This is a genomic window from Sinomonas sp. ASV322 (genome assembly GCF_030908245.1).
In the GTDB taxonomy this organism is placed as follows: domain Bacteria; phylum Actinomycetota; class Actinomycetes; order Actinomycetales; family Micrococcaceae; genus Sinomonas.
Genome location: NZ_JAVFJJ010000008.1, coordinates 154,172 through 169,306 on the forward strand (window position 1 = coordinate 154,172; position 15,135 = coordinate 169,306).

At 69.8% G+C, this 15,135-nt stretch carries 17 protein-coding genes; 10 read left to right on the plus strand and 7 right to left on the minus strand.

Annotated elements, in window-relative coordinates; genetic code table 11:
- Nucleotides 1-71: 71 nt before the first annotated feature.
- The 4 genes from RBS12_RS12800 (at nucleotide 72) to RBS12_RS12815 (ending at nucleotide 4,185) form a co-directional block, all read left to right on the plus strand.
- Nucleotides 72-776, plus strand: a complete 705-nt coding sequence (locus tag RBS12_RS12800; RefSeq protein WP_307966496.1) for a response regulator transcription factor — start codon at nucleotides 72-74, stop codon at nucleotides 774-776.
- A 15-nt stretch (nucleotides 777-791) separates the two neighbouring features.
- Nucleotides 792-2,342: a HAMP domain-containing sensor histidine kinase gene (locus RBS12_RS12805; RefSeq protein WP_307966497.1), complete on the plus strand. Its 1,551-nt coding sequence runs from the start codon at nucleotides 792-794 to the stop codon at nucleotides 2,340-2,342.
- A 105-nt stretch (nucleotides 2,343-2,447) separates the two neighbouring features.
- On the plus strand, nucleotides 2,448-2,735 hold the full coding sequence (locus RBS12_RS12810; protein ID WP_307966498.1) for a WXG100 family type VII secretion target: 288 nt from the start codon (nucleotides 2,448-2,450) through the stop codon (nucleotides 2,733-2,735).
- A 205-nt stretch (nucleotides 2,736-2,940) separates the two neighbouring features.
- Nucleotides 2,941-4,185 (plus strand): RNase H family protein, encoded by a 1,245-nt coding sequence (locus RBS12_RS12815; protein ID WP_307966499.1) that lies wholly within the window; start codon nucleotides 2,941-2,943, stop codon nucleotides 4,183-4,185.
- 42 nt (nucleotides 4,186-4,227) lie between these two features.
- Here RBS12_RS12815 and RBS12_RS12820 read toward each other — a convergent pair whose 3' ends face one another.
- The 6 genes from RBS12_RS12820 to RBS12_RS12845 all read right to left on the minus strand — a co-directional run bounded on the left by RBS12_RS12820 (nucleotide 4,228) and on the right by RBS12_RS12845 (nucleotide 9,560).
- Complete coding sequence (locus RBS12_RS12820; RefSeq protein ID WP_307966500.1) at nucleotides 4,228-4,659, minus strand: MarR family transcriptional regulator; 432 nt, start codon at nucleotides 4,657-4,659, stop codon at nucleotides 4,228-4,230.
- On the minus strand, nucleotides 4,652-5,074 hold the full coding sequence (locus RBS12_RS12825) for an SRPBCC family protein (protein WP_307966501.1): 423 nt from the start codon (nucleotides 5,072-5,074) through the stop codon (nucleotides 4,652-4,654). The genes RBS12_RS12820 and RBS12_RS12825 overlap by 8 nt, the downstream gene beginning before the upstream one ends.
- Nucleotides 5,075-5,474: 400 nt before the next feature.
- The gene (gene groL, locus RBS12_RS12830; protein WP_307966502.1) at nucleotides 5,475-7,103 is read right to left on the minus strand and encodes a chaperonin GroEL; all 1,629 of its coding nucleotides are present in this window, start codon (nucleotides 7,101-7,103) and stop codon (nucleotides 5,475-5,477) included.
- Nucleotides 7,104-7,351: 248 nt separating this feature from the next.
- Nucleotides 7,352-8,614 (minus strand): ABC transporter substrate-binding protein, encoded by a 1,263-nt coding sequence (locus RBS12_RS12835; RefSeq protein ID WP_307966503.1) that lies wholly within the window; start codon nucleotides 8,612-8,614, stop codon nucleotides 7,352-7,354.
- Nucleotides 8,614-9,204, minus strand: a complete 591-nt coding sequence (locus RBS12_RS12840; protein ID WP_307966504.1) for a LytR C-terminal domain-containing protein — start codon at nucleotides 9,202-9,204, stop codon at nucleotides 8,614-8,616. The genes RBS12_RS12835 and RBS12_RS12840 overlap by 1 nt, the downstream gene beginning before the upstream one ends.
- Nucleotides 9,205-9,251: 47 nt before the next feature.
- The gene (locus RBS12_RS12845; protein ID WP_307966505.1) at nucleotides 9,252-9,560 is read right to left on the minus strand and encodes a DUF3263 domain-containing protein; all 309 of its coding nucleotides are present in this window, start codon (nucleotides 9,558-9,560) and stop codon (nucleotides 9,252-9,254) included.
- A 104-nt stretch (nucleotides 9,561-9,664) separates the two neighbouring features.
- On the opposite strand from RBS12_RS12845, the gene RBS12_RS12850 reads away from it, so the two are divergent.
- The 3 genes from RBS12_RS12850 to RBS12_RS12860 all read left to right on the plus strand — a co-directional run bounded on the left by RBS12_RS12850 (nucleotide 9,665) and on the right by RBS12_RS12860 (nucleotide 12,239).
- Nucleotides 9,665-10,423 (plus strand): uracil-DNA glycosylase, encoded by a 759-nt coding sequence (locus RBS12_RS12850; RefSeq protein ID WP_373886518.1) that lies wholly within the window; start codon nucleotides 9,665-9,667, stop codon nucleotides 10,421-10,423.
- 18 nt (nucleotides 10,424-10,441) lie between these two features.
- Nucleotides 10,442-11,287 carry a siderophore-interacting protein gene (locus RBS12_RS12855; RefSeq protein WP_307966506.1) on the plus strand — a complete coding sequence of 282 codons (846 nt, stop codon included), beginning with the start codon at nucleotides 10,442-10,444 and terminating at the stop codon, nucleotides 11,285-11,287.
- A gap of 73 nt (nucleotides 11,288-11,360) precedes the next feature.
- The gene (locus tag RBS12_RS12860; RefSeq protein ID WP_307966507.1) at nucleotides 11,361-12,239 is read left to right on the plus strand and encodes a PaaX family transcriptional regulator C-terminal domain-containing protein; all 879 of its coding nucleotides are present in this window, start codon (nucleotides 11,361-11,363) and stop codon (nucleotides 12,237-12,239) included.
- Here the strand turns inward: RBS12_RS12860 and RBS12_RS12865 are convergent.
- Nucleotides 12,236-12,658 (minus strand): RidA family protein, encoded by a 423-nt coding sequence (locus tag RBS12_RS12865; RefSeq protein WP_307966508.1) that lies wholly within the window; start codon nucleotides 12,656-12,658, stop codon nucleotides 12,236-12,238. The genes RBS12_RS12860 and RBS12_RS12865 overlap by 4 nt on opposite strands.
- 123 nt (nucleotides 12,659-12,781) lie before the next feature.
- On the opposite strand from RBS12_RS12865, the gene RBS12_RS12870 reads away from it, so the two are divergent.
- The 3 genes from RBS12_RS12870 to RBS12_RS12880 are packed head-to-tail and all read left to right on the plus strand — an operon-like array spanning nucleotide 12,782 to nucleotide 15,128.
- Nucleotides 12,782-13,624 carry a fumarylacetoacetate hydrolase family protein gene (locus RBS12_RS12870; protein ID WP_307966509.1) on the plus strand — a complete coding sequence of 281 codons (843 nt, stop codon included), beginning with the start codon at nucleotides 12,782-12,784 and terminating at the stop codon, nucleotides 13,622-13,624.
- A gap of 23 nt (nucleotides 13,625-13,647) precedes the next feature.
- The gene (locus RBS12_RS12875) at nucleotides 13,648-14,133 is read left to right on the plus strand and encodes a cupin domain-containing protein (protein WP_307966510.1); all 486 of its coding nucleotides are present in this window, start codon (nucleotides 13,648-13,650) and stop codon (nucleotides 14,131-14,133) included.
- Nucleotides 14,130-15,128, plus strand: a complete 999-nt coding sequence (locus tag RBS12_RS12880; RefSeq protein WP_307966511.1) for an acyl-CoA thioesterase domain-containing protein — start codon at nucleotides 14,130-14,132, stop codon at nucleotides 15,126-15,128. Before RBS12_RS12875 ends, RBS12_RS12880 begins: the two co-directional genes overlap by 4 nt.
- Nucleotides 15,129-15,135 lie beyond the last annotated feature (7 nt).

Here is a 15,135-nt window from a genome sequence, read left to right on the forward strand (position 1 = left end):
TGCGCCACGGCGGCACACAGCTCACAGGCGACCTCCAGCAGATTCTCAGAAACTGGGAGCACGATGGGAAGGTGAAGAAGACCGGACCCGAAGCCAAGCTCCTCGTTGTCGACGACGAGCCGAACATCCGCGAGCTCCTTTCGACATCCCTGCGCTTCGCGGGATTCGAGGTCGTCGCCGCGAGCAACGGACGCGAAGCACTCTCGGCCGCGGAGGAGCACGCCCCCGACCTCATGGTGCTCGACGTCATGCTGCCGGACATGGATGGCTTCACCGTGACGCGCAAGCTCCGGGCCTCGGGCCGCTACGTCCCGGTCCTTTTCCTCACGGCCAAGGACGAGACCGAGGACAAGGTCCAGGGCCTCACCGTCGGCGGCGACGACTACGTCACGAAGCCGTTCAGCCTCGACGAGGTGGTCGCGCGCATCCGCGCCGTCCTGCGTCGCACGCAGCCCGTGCTCGACGACGACGCCGTCATCCGGGTCGACGACCTCGAGCTCGACGACGACGCCCATGAAGTCCGCCGGGGCGGCGTGACGATCGACCTCTCCCCCACCGAGTTCAAGCTCCTCCGGTACATGATGCTCAACCCGAACCGCGTGCTCTCGAAGTCCCAGATCCTCGACCACGTGTGGGAATACGACTTCAACGGGGACGCGTCGATCGTCGAGTCGTACATCTCCTACCTCCGGCGCAAGGTCGACGCGAACGGTCCGAGCCTCATCCAGACGAAGCGCGGCGTCGGCTACGTGCTCAGGACGGCGGAGAAGCGCTAGCGTGCTGGATCCGAGGTGCTGAACCGCTGGAAGCGGGCGTCGCTGCGCTCGCAGCTCGTTGCCATCATGATGGTCCTGCTCACGGCGGCCATCGTCTTCACGGGCGCGGGCACCCTCACCCAGCTTCATACGTTCCTGGTCTCCCAGGTCGACAGCAAGCTCAAGGACGCCCTCGACTACACGCGCCAGAATCAGGACATCAACCTCCTCACGACGCCCAATCCGTTCCTGCCGTCCGACTACACGCTCGTGCTGTACACGGCAGGATCGCCGCCTCGGATCTACGCGGCTCCCGCCACGACCCGCGCGCGCCCCGACGTGCCAGCCCTCTCGCCGGACCAGGCGCAGCAGATGCAGCTCACGCAGACGATCCTGCAGGCCAACGGCACCGACCACGACTCGGACTGGCGCTACATCGCGATCCCGGTGCGGATCACGACCACGGGCGAGCGGGCCGCCATGCTCATCGCGCTGCCGCTCACGAACGTCGACGAGGCGATGAACCACACGCTCCTGCTGGAGATCGGCGTCGGGGTGCTCACGCTCACGCTCGTCTTCTTCGTCGCGTCGTGGACCGTGACGCGGGCGTTCCGGCCGCTCCGGCGCGTCGAGAAGACGGCCGCCGCCATCGCTGCGGGCGATCTCTCCCAGCGCGTCGACGAGGAGGCCCCCGGGACCGAGCTCGGGCGGCTCTCGTCCTCGCTCAACGCGATGCTCGCCCACATCGAGCGTGCGTTCCGCGACCGGACGGAATCCGAGGCGCGCATGCGCCGCTTCGTCTCCGATGCGTCGCACGAGCTCCGCACGCCGCTCGTGACGATCCGCGGCTTCTCCGAGCTGTACCGCCACGGCGCGCTCGCGACGACCGAGGACGTCGGCACCGCGATGGGCCGCATCGAGAGCGAGGCGAAGCGCATGGGGACGATGGTCGAAGACCTCCTGACCCTCGCGCGCCTTGACGAGCAGCGTCCCGTGCTCCTGCGGCCCGTGGACCTGCTCCCGCTCGGGCACGACGCCGTCGTCGACACCCAAGCCGCGGCGCCCGACCGCACGGTGCGGCTCGTGGGCCTTTCGTCCGGACAGCGAGCGACGGCCGCCCCTGCGCTCGGGGACGAAGGCCGGCTGCGGCAGGTCGTGGGGAATCTTGTGGGCAACGCGCTCCGCTACACGCCCCCGGGCTCACCGCTCGAAGTGGCCGTCGGCGTCACGGCCGACTCCGGGCGCCCCGCGTCCGTCCTCGAGCTGCGCGACCACGGGCCGGGCATCTCCGAGAGGGACGCGCCGAAGATCTTCGAGCGCTTCTACCGCGCCGACACCTCGCGCACGCGCGAGACGGGCGGCACAGGGCTCGGCCTGGCCATCGTGGCGGCGATCGTCGGCGCGCACGGCGGCACGGTGCGGCACCGCGCGACGCCGGGCGGGGGCGCGACGTTCGTCATCGAACTCCCGTTCCAGCCGATTCCCGAGACGCCCCCCGAGCCAGCCGAGCCCCCGCGCGCTGTCCCGGGCGAGGCCCGCGCTCCTCAGGGCGAGGCCGATGCCCCTCAACAGGACCGGGTCCGCTGAGTCGTCCACATACGACGACGACGCCGCGCGCGGCCGCGGTCGGCGCCCCTAGGCTCGTGGTGACGGAGGGCAGGGGGCCCTCCCGCATCACGGAGGGCGGAAGCAATGGCGGTGCTCAAGGCAGATACCGAACGGATGAGCGCGAGCGCGAACAAGGTCGCGGCAACGGTCGAACGCGTGCGGGCCGAGGCTCGGAGCCTGTGCCTCGACCTCGAACTCCTCGCCGAGTGCTGGCAGGGCGAGGCGGCGACGAGCTTCCAGGCGGTCATCGCGCAGTGGAACCATGCGGAGGCTCAGGTCGAGACCTCGCTCGACTCGATCGGCGTCGCGCTCCAGCACGCGAGCGTCGGGTACCAGGACGTGGAGGGCCGCAACGCGCTGCTCTTCCGCTAGGCCGTTCGCGGCGGCGTGATCGGCGCGGGCGTTCGGCTCTCTGGCGGGCCGCTCCCTGGCGGGCCGCTCCCTGGCGGGCCGTTCCCTGGCGGGCCGTTCCCTGGCGGGCCGTTCCCTGGCGGGCCGTTCCCTGGCGGGCCGTTCCCTGGCGGGCCGTTCCCTGGCGGGCCGTTCTGTGTCGGACCGTTCTGGCAGGATGGATCGTATGACGATCACTGCCGCCGCAGACGGCTCTGCTCTCGGAAACCCCGGCCCGGCGGGCTGGGCGTGGTACGTCGACGAGAACCGTTGGCATGCCGGGGGCTGGCCGCACGGCACGAACAACCAGGGCGAGCTCATGGCCGTGCTCGACCTCTTCCGCGCGACGGCGCACGTTCCCGACGAGCCGCTGCGGATCCTGTGCGACAGCCAGTACGTCATCAACTGCGTGACCAAGTGGATGCCGGGCTGGAAGCGCCGGGGCTGGAAGAAGGCTGACGGCAAGCCCGTCCTCAACGTCGAGCTCCTGCGGCAGATCGACAGCGAGCTCGTGGGCCGCGTGTACACGTTCGAATGGGTCAAGGGCCACGCGGGACACTCACTCAACGAGGCCGCGGACGAGCGCGCCCGGGCCTGCGCGACCGCGTATCAGGCCGGCGGTACGCCGGTCGAGGGTCCGGGCTTCCCGGGGGGCAAGGCCGCCCGCGCCACGGCAGCGGCGAGCGGCCCGGTCGCGGAGCCCGCAGCGCCAGGCGGCAAGGCCGCGCGCGCCACGGCGGCGGCGAGCGGCCCGGTCGCGGAGCCCGCAGCGCCAGGCGGCAAGGCTGCCGCGCGCGCCACGGCGGCGGCGAGCGGCCCGGTCGCGGAGCCCGCAGCGCCAGGCGGCAAGGCCGCCGCGCGCGCCACGGCGGCGGCTGCCGGCGGGGCTGCGCGCGGACGCTCGGCCGACTCTGCGGGTGAAGCCACGCGCGCGGCGCGTCCCGCCGCAGAGCAGCCAGGCGCCGAGCGGCCGAGCACCGAAGCCGTGCAAGAAGACCTCTTCGGCGAGCTGGCGGAGCCCGGTCGGGAAGCGCACGTCGCGGATCCAGGCGGGGCCGCGAGCGCCAACGGCCAGGCCGCGATGCCGGGCCGGTCAGATCTCGAGGCTGTCGTCGAGCTCGAACAGGAGCTCCTCGACCCCGAGACCCGCGGCGACTTCGGACAGCTCGCGTACCTCCTGCATCCCGAGTACCGCGAGATCGGCCAATCGGGCCGCCTGTGGGATCGCGACGAGATCGTGGACGCGCTCGTCCAGGAACCCGAGCTCAACGTCGTGTTCGAGCTGGTCGAGGCGACGCCGCTCGCGCCCGACCTCATCCAGGTCGTGTATCGCACGGAGAGCGCCGAGGGGTCGTGCCTGCGCAGCTCCTTGTGGCAGCGCACCGACGACCGCTGGAGGATCCGCTTCCACCAGGGCACGCGCGAGGCGTAGGCGCCGGGCCCTCGCAAAACCGCCTCGTCAGGACGTGGTGGTCTACCGGCCGAGGGTCCGAAGAACGCTCATGAGCGCCTGATGGTCGTCCACCGCCTCGAAGAACGCCTGATCGGTGTGCTCGACTACGGTGATGGCGCGGTGCGCGAGCGCGGCGCCCGGTTCCGTGACGTCGATGCGCAGTGCCCGCGAGTCCTCGGGATCCGGCTCCCGGACCACAAGACCTTTCTCAGCAAGGGTCCGAAGCACCTGCGACGTCATCATCGGATCCGTGTTCGCGTGCTCGGCGAGGCGGCGCTGGCTCGGGATCTCCCCCGCAACCCGCGTGAGCCACCACGTGCTCGCAAGCAGCACGAATTGGACATGAGTCAGGCCGAGAGGCTTCAGCGCTGCCGTCACGTGCCTCTGCCAGTTGAGCGTCGCGCGCCAGAGAAGCAGTCCGGGGCTCTCGTCCGGGCGGAGGGTCTCACCCATGCAATCCCTCGGCCCGTGCACCAAGTGCGGAGATCACGTCGGCGAAATCCGCGCTCGCGAACCCTCCCACTTCTGCCGCAGCCTCCTCGGGCCCCTCGGCCTCACACCGATACACGATGCGCGTCCCCGTCGCAGTCGGGAACAGCTCGTGCCGGACCCGAACAGACACTCCCGCGTCGGCAACCTCGGTCAGGTCCTCGTAGCCCTTGTCCGCCTCGACCCACGTAAAGTGGAACGGGAGCCGCGTACCGTCAGGAAGCTCCATGACGGCTGCGGTGTCTGCCGCGAAGGGACCGTCCATCTCGACGTTCCGGACGCCTTCGTTCCACTCGGCCCACTTGGTCGGCTCCGCCAGGATGCCGAAGACCTCCGCCGGGGTGGCCGAGCATTCGCCCGCGAATTCCTTCGTCCACATATAAGGACTCCTCCTCTGGATACTATGCGCACATAGTATGCAGCGCGCGAACCGGTGTCCATACCTGCGCGGAGTGACCAATAACCGTCCCTCAGCGGCATAACCGTCCCTTCGAACCCGTACTAAGGGACGGTTATGCCCCTGAGGGACTGTCGTGGTCCTAAGGGACGGTTGTGCCCCTGAGGGACTGCTGTGGTCCTAAGGGACGGTTATGCCTCTGAGGGACTGTTGTGTTCCGAAGGGACGGTGATTCCGCGCCAAGGGATGGTGATGCCGCACAAGCACACGCGACCCACGCGAACGGCGGGGCCCCCACCGAAGTGGGGACCCCGCCGTCGTGCGTTGCGGTGGCCAGGCTCACCCGGTCAATGCCGGAATCGAGGCCACCAGCGGCTTCGGATCAGAAGCCGCCCATGCCGCCCATGTCGTCGCCACCCGGCATGGCCGGGGCGGACTTCTCGGGCTTGTCGGCGACGACGGCCTCCGTGGTGAGGAAGAGGCCGGCGATCGAGGCGGCGTTCTGCAGCGCAGAGCGGGTCACCTTGACCGGGTCGTTGACGCCAGCGGCGAGGAGGTCCTCGTAGACGCCGGTCGCCGCGTTGAGGCCGTGGCCAGCCGGAAGTTGGCGAACCTTGTCCGCCACGACGCCCGGCTCGAGGCCAGCGTTGAACGCGATCTGCTTGAGCGGAGCCTCGATCGCGATCCGCACGATGTTGGCACCCGTGGCCTCGTCGCCCTCGAGCTGGAGGTTCGCGAACGCCTTGGCGCCGGCCTGGATGAGGGCCACGCCACCGCCGGGAACGATGCCTTCCTCAACCGCGGCCTTCGCGTTGCGGACTGCGTCCTCGATGCGGTGCTTGCGCTCCTTGAGCTCGACCTCGGTGGCCGCGCCCGCCTTGATGACGGCCACGCCGCCGGCGAGCTTGGCGAGGCGCTCCTGGAGCTTCTCGCGGTCGTAGTCCGAGTCGGAGTTCTCGATCTCGGCGCGGATCTGCGAGACGCGGCCGGCGATCTGCTCGGCGTCGCCCGCACCCTCGACGATCGTGGTCTCGTCCTTCGTGACAACGACCTTGCGGGCCTTGCCCAGGAGGTCGAGCGTCGCGTTCTCGAGCTTGAGGCCAACCTCTTCGGCGATGACCTGGCCGCCCGTGAGGATCGCGATGTCGGTGAGCATGGCCTTGCGGCGGTCGCCGAAGCCCGGGGCCTTGACGGCGACGGACTTGAACGTGCCCTTGAGCTTGTTGACGATGAGCGTGGCCAGAGCCTCGCCCTCGACGTCCTCCGCGATGATGAGGAGCGGCTTGTTGGCCTGCATGACGCGCTCGAGGACCGCGACGAGGTCCTTCACGGAGCCGATCTTGGAGTTCACGATGAGGATGTACGGGTCCTCGAGGACCGTCTCCTGGCGCTCCGCGTCGGTCACGAAGTACGCCGAGAGGTAGCCCTTGTCGAAGCGCATGCCCTCGGTGAGCTCGAGCTCGAGGCCGAACGTGTTCGACTCCTCGACCGTGATGACACCTTCCTTGCCCACCTTGTCGAGGGCCTCGGAGATGAGCTCGCCGATCTGGGTGTCGCCGGCGGAGATGGACGCGGTCGCGGCGATCTCTTCCTTGGTCTCGATCTCCTTGGCAGACTCGAGGAGCTCGGCCGTGACGGCGTCGACGGCCTTCTCGATGCCGCGCTTGAGCGAGAGCGGGTCGGCGCCGGCGGCGACGTTGCGGAGGCCTTCCTTCACGAGGGCCTGCGCGAGAACGGTGGCGGTCGTCGTGCCGTCGCCCGCGACGTCGTCGGTCTTCTTGGCGACCTCCTTGACGAGCTCGGCACCGATCTTCTCGTACGGGTCGTCGAGCTCGATCTCCTTCGCGATGGACACGCCATCGTTGGTGATCGTGGGGGCGCCCCACTTCTTCTCGAGGACGACGTTGCGGCCGCGCGGGCCGAGGGTGACCTTGACGGCGTCGGCCAGGGTGTTGAGGCCGCGCTCGAGGCCGCGGCGGGCCTCCTCGTCGAATGCAATGATCTTGGCCATGACGGCAATCTGTCCTTTCGGGACGGTCTGTTGTGAGCTCACCCGCTGCAGCGCCCGCGACGGCCGGCGCCCGCCTCCCGTTCCATTCCCGGTCGGCTGACGCCTCACTTCAGCATGGTGTTCCCTTCCTCCCGCGGACGACGGCGGCTGGCCGGGCCTCGCGACCCATTCGACTTAGCAGTCTGGCCGTGGGAGTGCTAGGTCAATCATTAGCACTCGGCAGGGTTGAGTGCAAGCGCCGCACTGAGTCAGCGGGCCACCGACTGGTTGCCCGCCGGACGCGCCGTGTTCCCGGCTCCATACTTGAAGACCGTGAAATTCGCGGTAGTGATGTCCCCGTTCGCGTCGAAAGCGATCGGCCCGGACTGGCCGTCGTAGTCAACGTGCGTCCCCTTCGCCTCGAGGGAAAGGCAGTTCGCGAGGCCCGTGCACTTCGTCCGCTGCGCCGAGGTACTCTGCCCCGAGGGGGCGATCGCCCCGCCCGAAACCGAGATGAGGTGCGACGCGATCGAGGGGCCGCCGTCGTCCTGTGCGTCCGCGGCCGCGAGGATCGCGAGCGCCGCCGCGTCATACGCCTCGGCGGCGAACGTCATATCCGCAAGGCCCGGGGCCTGCTTGAGCATGTCGGACTGGAATGACGCGTTCGGGAAGGCCCCCGGAACGAGGCCGCGGGCGCCGTCGAGCGCACTCCCCGCGAGTCCCGTCCCGTACGGGGCGACGAGGGCATCGGAGAGGATGATCTTCGAACCCGGCACCCCGCCGTCGTGCACTTGGGCGAGGACCGCCTGAGGATCGTCGCGCGCGACGACGATGACCGCGTCGGCCCCCGCTGCGAGCGCAGACGCCGCGGCAGCCCGCGCGTCGTGCCCGGTGAACTCGCCGCTCCCCTTCTCTGCGAGTCCCGCGGCCTTCGCGGCCGCGGACGTCGCACCGCCGACAGCCGAGCCGTAGCTGCCCTTCTCGCGCAGGACCGCGACGCTCGACGCCTCGCCGGCCTTGGCGAGGGCCACGAGCGCTGCGCCCTCGGCGGACTCGGTCGGCGCGGTGCGGAAGTAGTAGCCGCCGCTCGGGTAGGCCGAGAGCGCGTCGTCGAGGTTCGCCGGCGAGATGAGGACCGTCTTGGCCTTGTCGAGGACGTCGATGGCCGCGGGCGCGTGGCTCGAGTCGGTCGGCCCGATCACGACGTCCGCCTTCGCGTCGACCAGGCGGCGCGCCGCCGCGGCAGTGTCCGTGGAGGGCGTGGGAGCGATGAACTCGATCGGCCGTCCCTTGTGGCCGCCCACCGCATTCGCCTGCTGGACGGCGAGTTGGACGGCCGCGCGCTGGGCCTCGTTGAGATAGGCCTGGCCGCCCACGTTGTCGAGCAGCATTCCGATGCGCAGGACGCCGTCGCCCGACGCCTCGGTCTGCGCGAGCCGCGCGTTGCCCGAGACCCCCGCCGCGCACCCCGCGAGCGCGAGCGCGGCCGCAACGGCGACCGCGGCACGGGTGCGTCGGAGGGCGTGGACCACTATCCCGCGTACCCCGGGCCGAGGACTGCCGCGAGCGGGTAGCCGAGCTGCTGTGCCTGCTGGACCGTCGCGATGCCGAGATCGGCGGCGAGGGCCTGCGCCGAGGCCTTCTGGCTCGCGTCGCGGTAGAACACGACCGACGACGAAACCGGAGTTCCACCCCAGTTGCCGATCGCCGCGACCGTCCAGCCCGCGTTCCGGGCCGTCGCGGCGACGCGGTTGCCGAGGCCCGAGGTCGTCGTCGCGTTGTAGACGCCCACCTGGAGCGTGCGGTCAGCCGTGGGGGTTGGAGTCGGAGTGGGCGTCGGCGTGGAGCTCGGGGTGGGGCCTGTGCTCGGCGACGCGGACGAGCTCGGGGACGTCGACGACGACGGCTGGCCGCTCGGCGCGGGGCTCGCCGCCGTCGAGCTGAGGTACTTCGGGACGATGAAGAGCACCGCTGCGACGGCGACAACCGCAATGGCCGCCGCGACGATGACCCACGCGATGCCACGGCGGGGCGACTCGACGTTGGCCTTCGCGCGGTGGACGCCTTGGCGCCGCGGCGCTTCGGTCACGTCGTCGAACTCGTCGCGCAGGAAATTGCTCATATCGTCGTGGGTCCTCGTCAAAGGCTGTGCTGGGGACCGCGGCAGGCTCAGACGCTGCCGCCCAGGCGACGAGCCGTCCGTGCGCGCTGCCGCGACGACCTAAGTCTACGCAACCTCTTGACCAGCATCGGATCGTGGGCCAGTGCGGCCTCGGTATCGATGAGGGCGTTGAGGAGCTGGTAGTAATGGGTCGCCGAGAGGTCGAAGAGCTCGCGGATGGCCTGTTCCTTCGCGCCGGCGTACTTCCACCAGTTGCGCTCGAGGGCGAGCATCTGCTCCTCGCGGGCCGTGATCTCGGCCCCTGGCGCGCGAAGCCCGTGGGGCTCGACGAACTCGTGTGCCTCCGCTGCGCCCATGCTCCGACGCTCCCTTCGACTGTTTCCCTCGAGACGGCTTCCTCCAGTGTAGGAGCGAACTACAACGGTGTCATTCGAAGCCCCGTGCGAGACTGAGGGGCGTGATGGACGCCGAGCCTCTCTTCGAGCTCCCGGGCCACCCCGGCACCGCCGCCCCACCCGCGCCCGCCGAGGACGCACGGCGTCTTGCCGCGATGGCGCGCGCTCCGCTCGACGAGCTCATGCACCCCGAGTGGGCCGCCGCGCTCTCGGGGGTCGAACCGCAGCTCCGCCACGCGCTCCACACCGCGGCAGACGACGCCACGGCAGGCGCCGTGGTCCTCCCTCCCCCGAGGGACGTGCTGCGCGCATTCCGCGAACCGCTCTCGGCGGTCAGGGTGCTCATCGTAGGCCAAGATCCGTATCCGACGCCGGGGCACGCGATGGGTCTCAGCTTCTCCGTCGCGGCTGATGTGCGTCCCCTCCCGCGGAGCCTCGCCAACATCTTCCGAGAGCTCGCGGACGACGTCGGCGCCTCACCGTCAACAGGGGACCTCGCCGGATGGGCGGAGCAGGGAGTACTCCTGCTCAACCGGGTGCTCACGGTGCGGGCAGGCGAATCGGGAGCGCATCGGCGGGCCGGCTGGGAGGAGGTCACGGAGGCGGCGGTGCGCGCCGTCGTCGGACGCGGCCTCCCGCTCGTCGCGATTCTGTGGGGAAAGGACGCCCAGGCGATGCGCCCCCTCCTGGGGGCGACGCCGGTCATCGCCACGGCGCACCCGTCCCCTTTGAGCGCGTCGCGCGGATTCTTCGGGTCGCGGCCGTTCAGCCGGGTGAACGAGCTGCTGGCGGAGCAGGACACGGAACCGATCGTCTGGGCGTGAGCCAGTAGGCTGGGCCGCATGACTTCAGGCACGACGACGACCGCCCCGGCCAAGAAGCCACGCCCGACGCTCGACCTCGTCGTGGCGCGGACCGAATGGCTCACACCCCACCTCGTGCGGGTCGTGGCCGGCGGGCCGGGCTTCGAGGCGTTCGCGGACAACGGCTTCACGGACAAGTACGTGAAGATCTCCTTCCCCACCGCGCTGCCTGACGCGGCCTGGGCCGACGGACCGGTCGACGTCGCGGCGCTCAAGGAGGCGCTTCCGCGGGATCAGTGGCCCGTGACGCGCACCTACACCGTGCGCTCGTTCGAAGTCGATGCCCGTGAGCTGTCGATCGACTTCGTCGTGCACGGCGACGAAGGCATCGCCGGGCCGTGGGCCGCGGCAGCGACAGCCGGCGACCGGCTCGTGTGCACGGGCCCCGGAGGCGCGTACTCGCCCGATCCCGCCGCGGACTGGCACCTCTTCGCCGCGGACGAATCCGCCATTCCGGCCGTGGCCGCCGCGCTCGAGGCGCTTCCCGCGGACGCGAAGGGGCTCGCGTTCATCGAGGTCGGTTCGGCCGCCGACATCCTCGAGCTAGCCGCTCCCGAGGGGGTCGAACTTCGCTGGCTCTCGCGCGAGGGGGAGCGGGCTGGGGAAACGCTCGTGCTCGCCGAGGCCGTCGCCGACGGCGAATGGCTTCCCGGGACGCCGAGCGTCTTCGCCCACGGGGAACGCGGCGCGATGAAGGAGCTCAGGGCTGTGTTCAAGCAGCGCGGCCTGTCGCGGAAGAACCTCTCGCTCTCGGGCTACTGGGCGCATGGAAGGGCCGAGGACCAGTTCCAGGCGGAGAAGAAGCTGCCCGTCGGGGAAATCTGACTCGGCCAATCTGAGGGGCGCGAGACGGCCACGCGTTCGAAGGGATTCCCTGGGTCGCGGCTAGGCTAGCTGCATGTCAATCGCGGCCGAACGGGAGCCGAAGACGCCGACTGCTTCGCCTCGAAACCAGCAACTGCTCGTGACCCTCTTCGGCCTGTACGGGCGCGAGCACCAGGGCGCCTTGCCTGTTGCGGGACTTGTGCGGCTCCTTGGCGATCTCGGCATCGAATCGGCCGGTGTGCGTTCCGCGGTATCCCGGCTGAAGAAGCGCGGGGTCCTCGAGAGCGTGAAGGTGGGCGGCGCGGCCGCCTACCGGCTCGGCTCCGGTCTCGAAGAGATCTTCCACGAGGGCGACGAGCGCATCTTCTCCCCCCGCCGTTCCGACATCGGGGATCCGTGGCTGCTCGCGGCGTTCTCCGTACCCGAATCCCAGCGCAATCTGCGCCATCAGATCCGCAGCGCCCTCACGCGTCTGGGATTCGGCGCGGTCACGCCGGGACTCTGGATTGCACCGGCGTTTCTCGAGGCCGAGGCCAGGACTCAGGTGGGCCGCGCCGGCGCGTCTGGCTACGTGGAATTCTTCCGCGCCGAATATGCCGACGGCGACTCGGGCCCGACGATGCGCGAGCTCGTCGCCTCGTGGTGGGACCTTGAGGCGCTCGAATCGATGTACGTGGAGTTCGTTGAGAATCACCGTGCGGTCGGCGAGCGCTGGGCGTCGACGGAGCCTGCTTCCCCTCAAGAGCACGCGGACGCCTTCGCGGACTACGTCTCGATGCTGACCCAGTGGCGGCGGCTGCCGTACTTGGACCCGGGGCTGCCTGTTGAGTATCTGCCTGAGGACTGGCACGGCGTGGTAGCTCAGGACCTGTTCAGGACGCTCCACGAGCGTCTGGCCGGACCCGCCCGGCAGCATGCCGAACGGGCCCTCGCCATCTCTATCGGCGACTAGGCTTCCCCGCCTGAGCCGATCACGGCGACGCCCTTGATCTCGATCAGGGCTTCCTTCTGCCAGAGGCGCGTGATGCCGATGCCGGCCATCGCCGGATACTCGCGCCCGGCCATCTCGCGCCAGATCTGACCGATCTCGCGCCCGTGAGCCATGTAGTCGTCCACATCGGTGAGGTAGATCGTGACGTCCACGAGGTCCTCTGGCCGGCCGCCGGCCTCGGCGAGTGTGGTCAGGACGTTGGAGAACGCCTGCCGGAACTGTTCCACGATGCCGCCGGGGACGATCTGCATGTCGGGGTCGAGTGCGGTCTGTCCACCGAGATAGACGACGTCGCCAACCTTCACCCCGTGTGCGTAGCCCGAGGGCTTCGGCAGCGCTGCGGGATTGACCGTTTCCTTGCGCGTCATGGTGCTTGCCATGGGATCCTCCTCGCCCTCTCGGGCGCCTCGTCAGTGGGGCTAGTCACAGCCGCAGGGCCGTGCTAGCTTGAGTTTAGATGACGAGCGTCACAAAAGCGATATACACCCCGAAGGAGCCGAGCAATGGAGTTGGCAACGATCCGAACCCCCGATGGGTCCACCGCTGCCGCCGTGCGCCGGGGCGATGAGTGGATGGGCCTTGCGGCGGCCAACCTGAGCGAGCTTCTGGCCCGGCCGGACTGGTCGTGGGAAGCTGTGACGGCCCTTGCTGCCCCCGTCGGCAGCGGGATTCCGGTCGACGAGGCCGAGCTCGGGCTGCCGCTCCCCACGCCCGGGAAGGTGGTCTGCTGCGGGCTCAACTATGCGGACCACATCCTCGAGATGGGGCGCGACCTCCCCGAATACCCCACGCTTTTCGCGAAGTTCGCCGACACGCTCACGGGCCCGAAAGACGACGTCGCCGTGCCCGCCCAGGCGCAGGCCGCCGTCGACTGGGAAGCCGAGCTCGCCGTCGTCGTCGGCTCGGAGCTCCGGCGAGCCGACGAGGAGGAGGCACGCGCGGCGATCGCCGGGTACATGCTTGCCAACGACATCTCGATGCGCGACTGGCAGAAGCGCACGCTCCAGTGGTTCCAGGGCAAGGCCTTCGACGGCACGACGCCAATCGGTCCAGTGCTCGTGACCGCCGATTCGATCGACCCCGACGACGGGATCGAGATCACGTGCGAGGTCAACGGCGTGCGCAGGCAGCATGGCAGCACGAAGACCCTCGTGTTCAGCCCGGCCAAACTGCTCGCGTACATCTCCCAGTTCACGGCGCTCCGTGCCGGCGACGTCGTTCTCACCGGAACTCCCGGCGGGGTCGGCATGGGCATGCAGCCCCCGCAGTACTTGTCCGACGGCGACATGGTCGTCGTGAAGGCCGAGGGCCTCGGACAGCTCGAGAACACCATCCGCTTCAACTGACCAGAAATCCCAGGAGGGACACCATGACCACCAACGAGCAGCTCGCGCACGTTACCGAGGGCGACAACTCCATCTACGCGCAGCCCGACGGCCGCGTGATCCCCGTGGTCACCCGCGCGGGCCACGAGGATACTCAGACCATGCAGTCCGGCGACTGCGTCCGCGTCTCGGGCGTCTCGATCCAGCACACCCCTGCTACGAAGATCTGGTTCGGGCAGGTCTCCAACAAGCCGGGCTACCGTTCCCTCCCGCACCACCACGGAGAGGCCGAGACCGGCGGCTACGTGCTGCGCGGACACGGCCGGATCTACTTCGGCGAGGGCTTCAAGGACTACACCGATATGACCGCCGGCGACTGGGTGTTCGTCCCGCCGTTCATGCCCCACGTCGAGGCGAACATGTCCGTCACCGACGAGCTCGTCTGGCTGACGACCCGCACCCCCGAGAATATTGTCGTCAACCTCGAGGACGTGGATGACTCCGAGCTCGAAGGCTACCGGCGAGCATGAGCGGCGAATCCGCGCAGACGACGGCCGCCATGGAGACGGCGGGTTCCTCGACGCTGCTCGCCGCGCTCGAGCTGACGCCCTGCGAGCCCGAGCACTTCGACCTCGCGTGGTCCGCCACCACGCAGTACTGCCCCTGGCCCAAGGCCTACGGCGGGGACATGGTGGCCCAGGCCGCCGCGGCAGCAATGCTCTCCGTGGACGCCGATCGCCGCCTGCATTCGATGCACTCGTACTTCATGCGTCCCGTGGACATTGGCGCCGAGGTCCGGTACGAAGTCGAGCTCCTGCGCGACGGGCGCGGCTACTCGACGCGCCAGGTCCGGGCCTACCAGGGCGGCAAGCCTGTCTACACGGCGCTCGCCTCGTTCCAGGTCCCCGAGGACGGCGCCGAGCTCACCCCAGCCCTTCCGGCCGGCATCCCCGCACCCGAGACGCTGCCGACATCGGCCGAATACCTCGCGGACATCGAACCCGGCACGCCCGAGGCGGGCACGCTCACCCCGGCGGCGAAGGAGTACTGGTCGTCCGGCCGCTCGTTCGACATGCGCCACGTGCGTGGCCCGGTCTACGTCCGGGTTGAGGGCGAGCGGACCACGACGCAGGCCGTGTGGGTCCGGGCCTTCGAGGACTTGGGGGCTGTGCCCGCAGGGGCCCTCGGCGGCGCCGGCTCGACGGTGGCGGCACTCGACCTTGAGCAGGTCCACACCGCGGCCCTCGCCTATGTGTGCGACTACACGATCATCGAGCCGACGCTCCGCGCGCTCGGCCACGCGTGGGCCGATCCCGGCCTCGTCACCGCGAGCCTCGACCACGCCATGTGGTTCCACCGACCGGCACGGGCCGACGAGTGGCTCCTCTACGTCCAGGAGGCCGCCGGAGCCCAGTCGGGCCGGGGCCTCGGCCTGGGCCGCTTCTTCGATTCCGACGGCCGACTCGTCGCGACCGTGGCCCAAGAGGCCATGATCCGCCCGGGCCGCGGACACAGCTCACGCTGACCCAGCA

What these genes read in the sequence shown, in the direction of transcription:
- RBS12_RS12810 (WP_307966498.1), top strand. Translation starts at nt 2,448, where the DNA reads ATGGCGGTGCTCAAGGCAGATACCGAACGGATGAGCGCGAGCGCGAAC.
- RBS12_RS12815 (WP_307966499.1), top strand. Translation starts at nt 2,941, where the DNA reads ATGACGATCACTGCCGCCGCAGACGGCTCTGCTCTCGGAAACCCCGGC.
- RBS12_RS12820 (WP_307966500.1), bottom strand. Translation starts at nt 4,659, where the DNA reads ATGGGTGAGACCCTCCGCCCGGACGAGAGCCCCGGACTGCTTCTCTGG.
- RBS12_RS12825 (WP_307966501.1), bottom strand. Translation starts at nt 5,074, where the DNA reads ATGTGGACGAAGGAATTCGCGGGCGAATGCTCGGCCACCCCGGCGGAG.
- groL (WP_307966502.1), bottom strand. Translation starts at nt 7,103, where the DNA reads ATGGCCAAGATCATTGCATTCGACGAGGAGGCCCGCCGCGGCCTCGAG.
- RBS12_RS12840 (WP_307966504.1), bottom strand. Translation starts at nt 9,204, where the DNA reads ATGAGCAATTTCCTGCGCGACGAGTTCGACGACGTGACCGAAGCGCCG.
- RBS12_RS12845 (WP_307966505.1), bottom strand. Translation starts at nt 9,560, where the DNA reads ATGGGCGCAGCGGAGGCACACGAGTTCGTCGAGCCCCACGGGCTTCGC.
- RBS12_RS12850 (WP_373886518.1), top strand. Translation starts at nt 9,665, where the DNA reads ATGGACGCCGAGCCTCTCTTCGAGCTCCCGGGCCACCCCGGCACCGCC.
- RBS12_RS12855 (WP_307966506.1), top strand. Translation starts at nt 10,442, where the DNA reads ATGACTTCAGGCACGACGACGACCGCCCCGGCCAAGAAGCCACGCCCG.
- RBS12_RS12860 (WP_307966507.1), top strand. Translation starts at nt 11,361, where the DNA reads ATGTCAATCGCGGCCGAACGGGAGCCGAAGACGCCGACTGCTTCGCCT.
- RBS12_RS12865 (WP_307966508.1), bottom strand. Translation starts at nt 12,658, where the DNA reads ATGGCAAGCACCATGACGCGCAAGGAAACGGTCAATCCCGCAGCGCTG.
- RBS12_RS12870 (WP_307966509.1), top strand. Translation starts at nt 12,782, where the DNA reads ATGGAGTTGGCAACGATCCGAACCCCCGATGGGTCCACCGCTGCCGCC.
- RBS12_RS12875 (WP_307966510.1), top strand. Translation starts at nt 13,648, where the DNA reads ATGACCACCAACGAGCAGCTCGCGCACGTTACCGAGGGCGACAACTCC.
- RBS12_RS12880 (WP_307966511.1), top strand. Translation starts at nt 14,130, where the DNA reads ATGAGCGGCGAATCCGCGCAGACGACGGCCGCCATGGAGACGGCGGGT.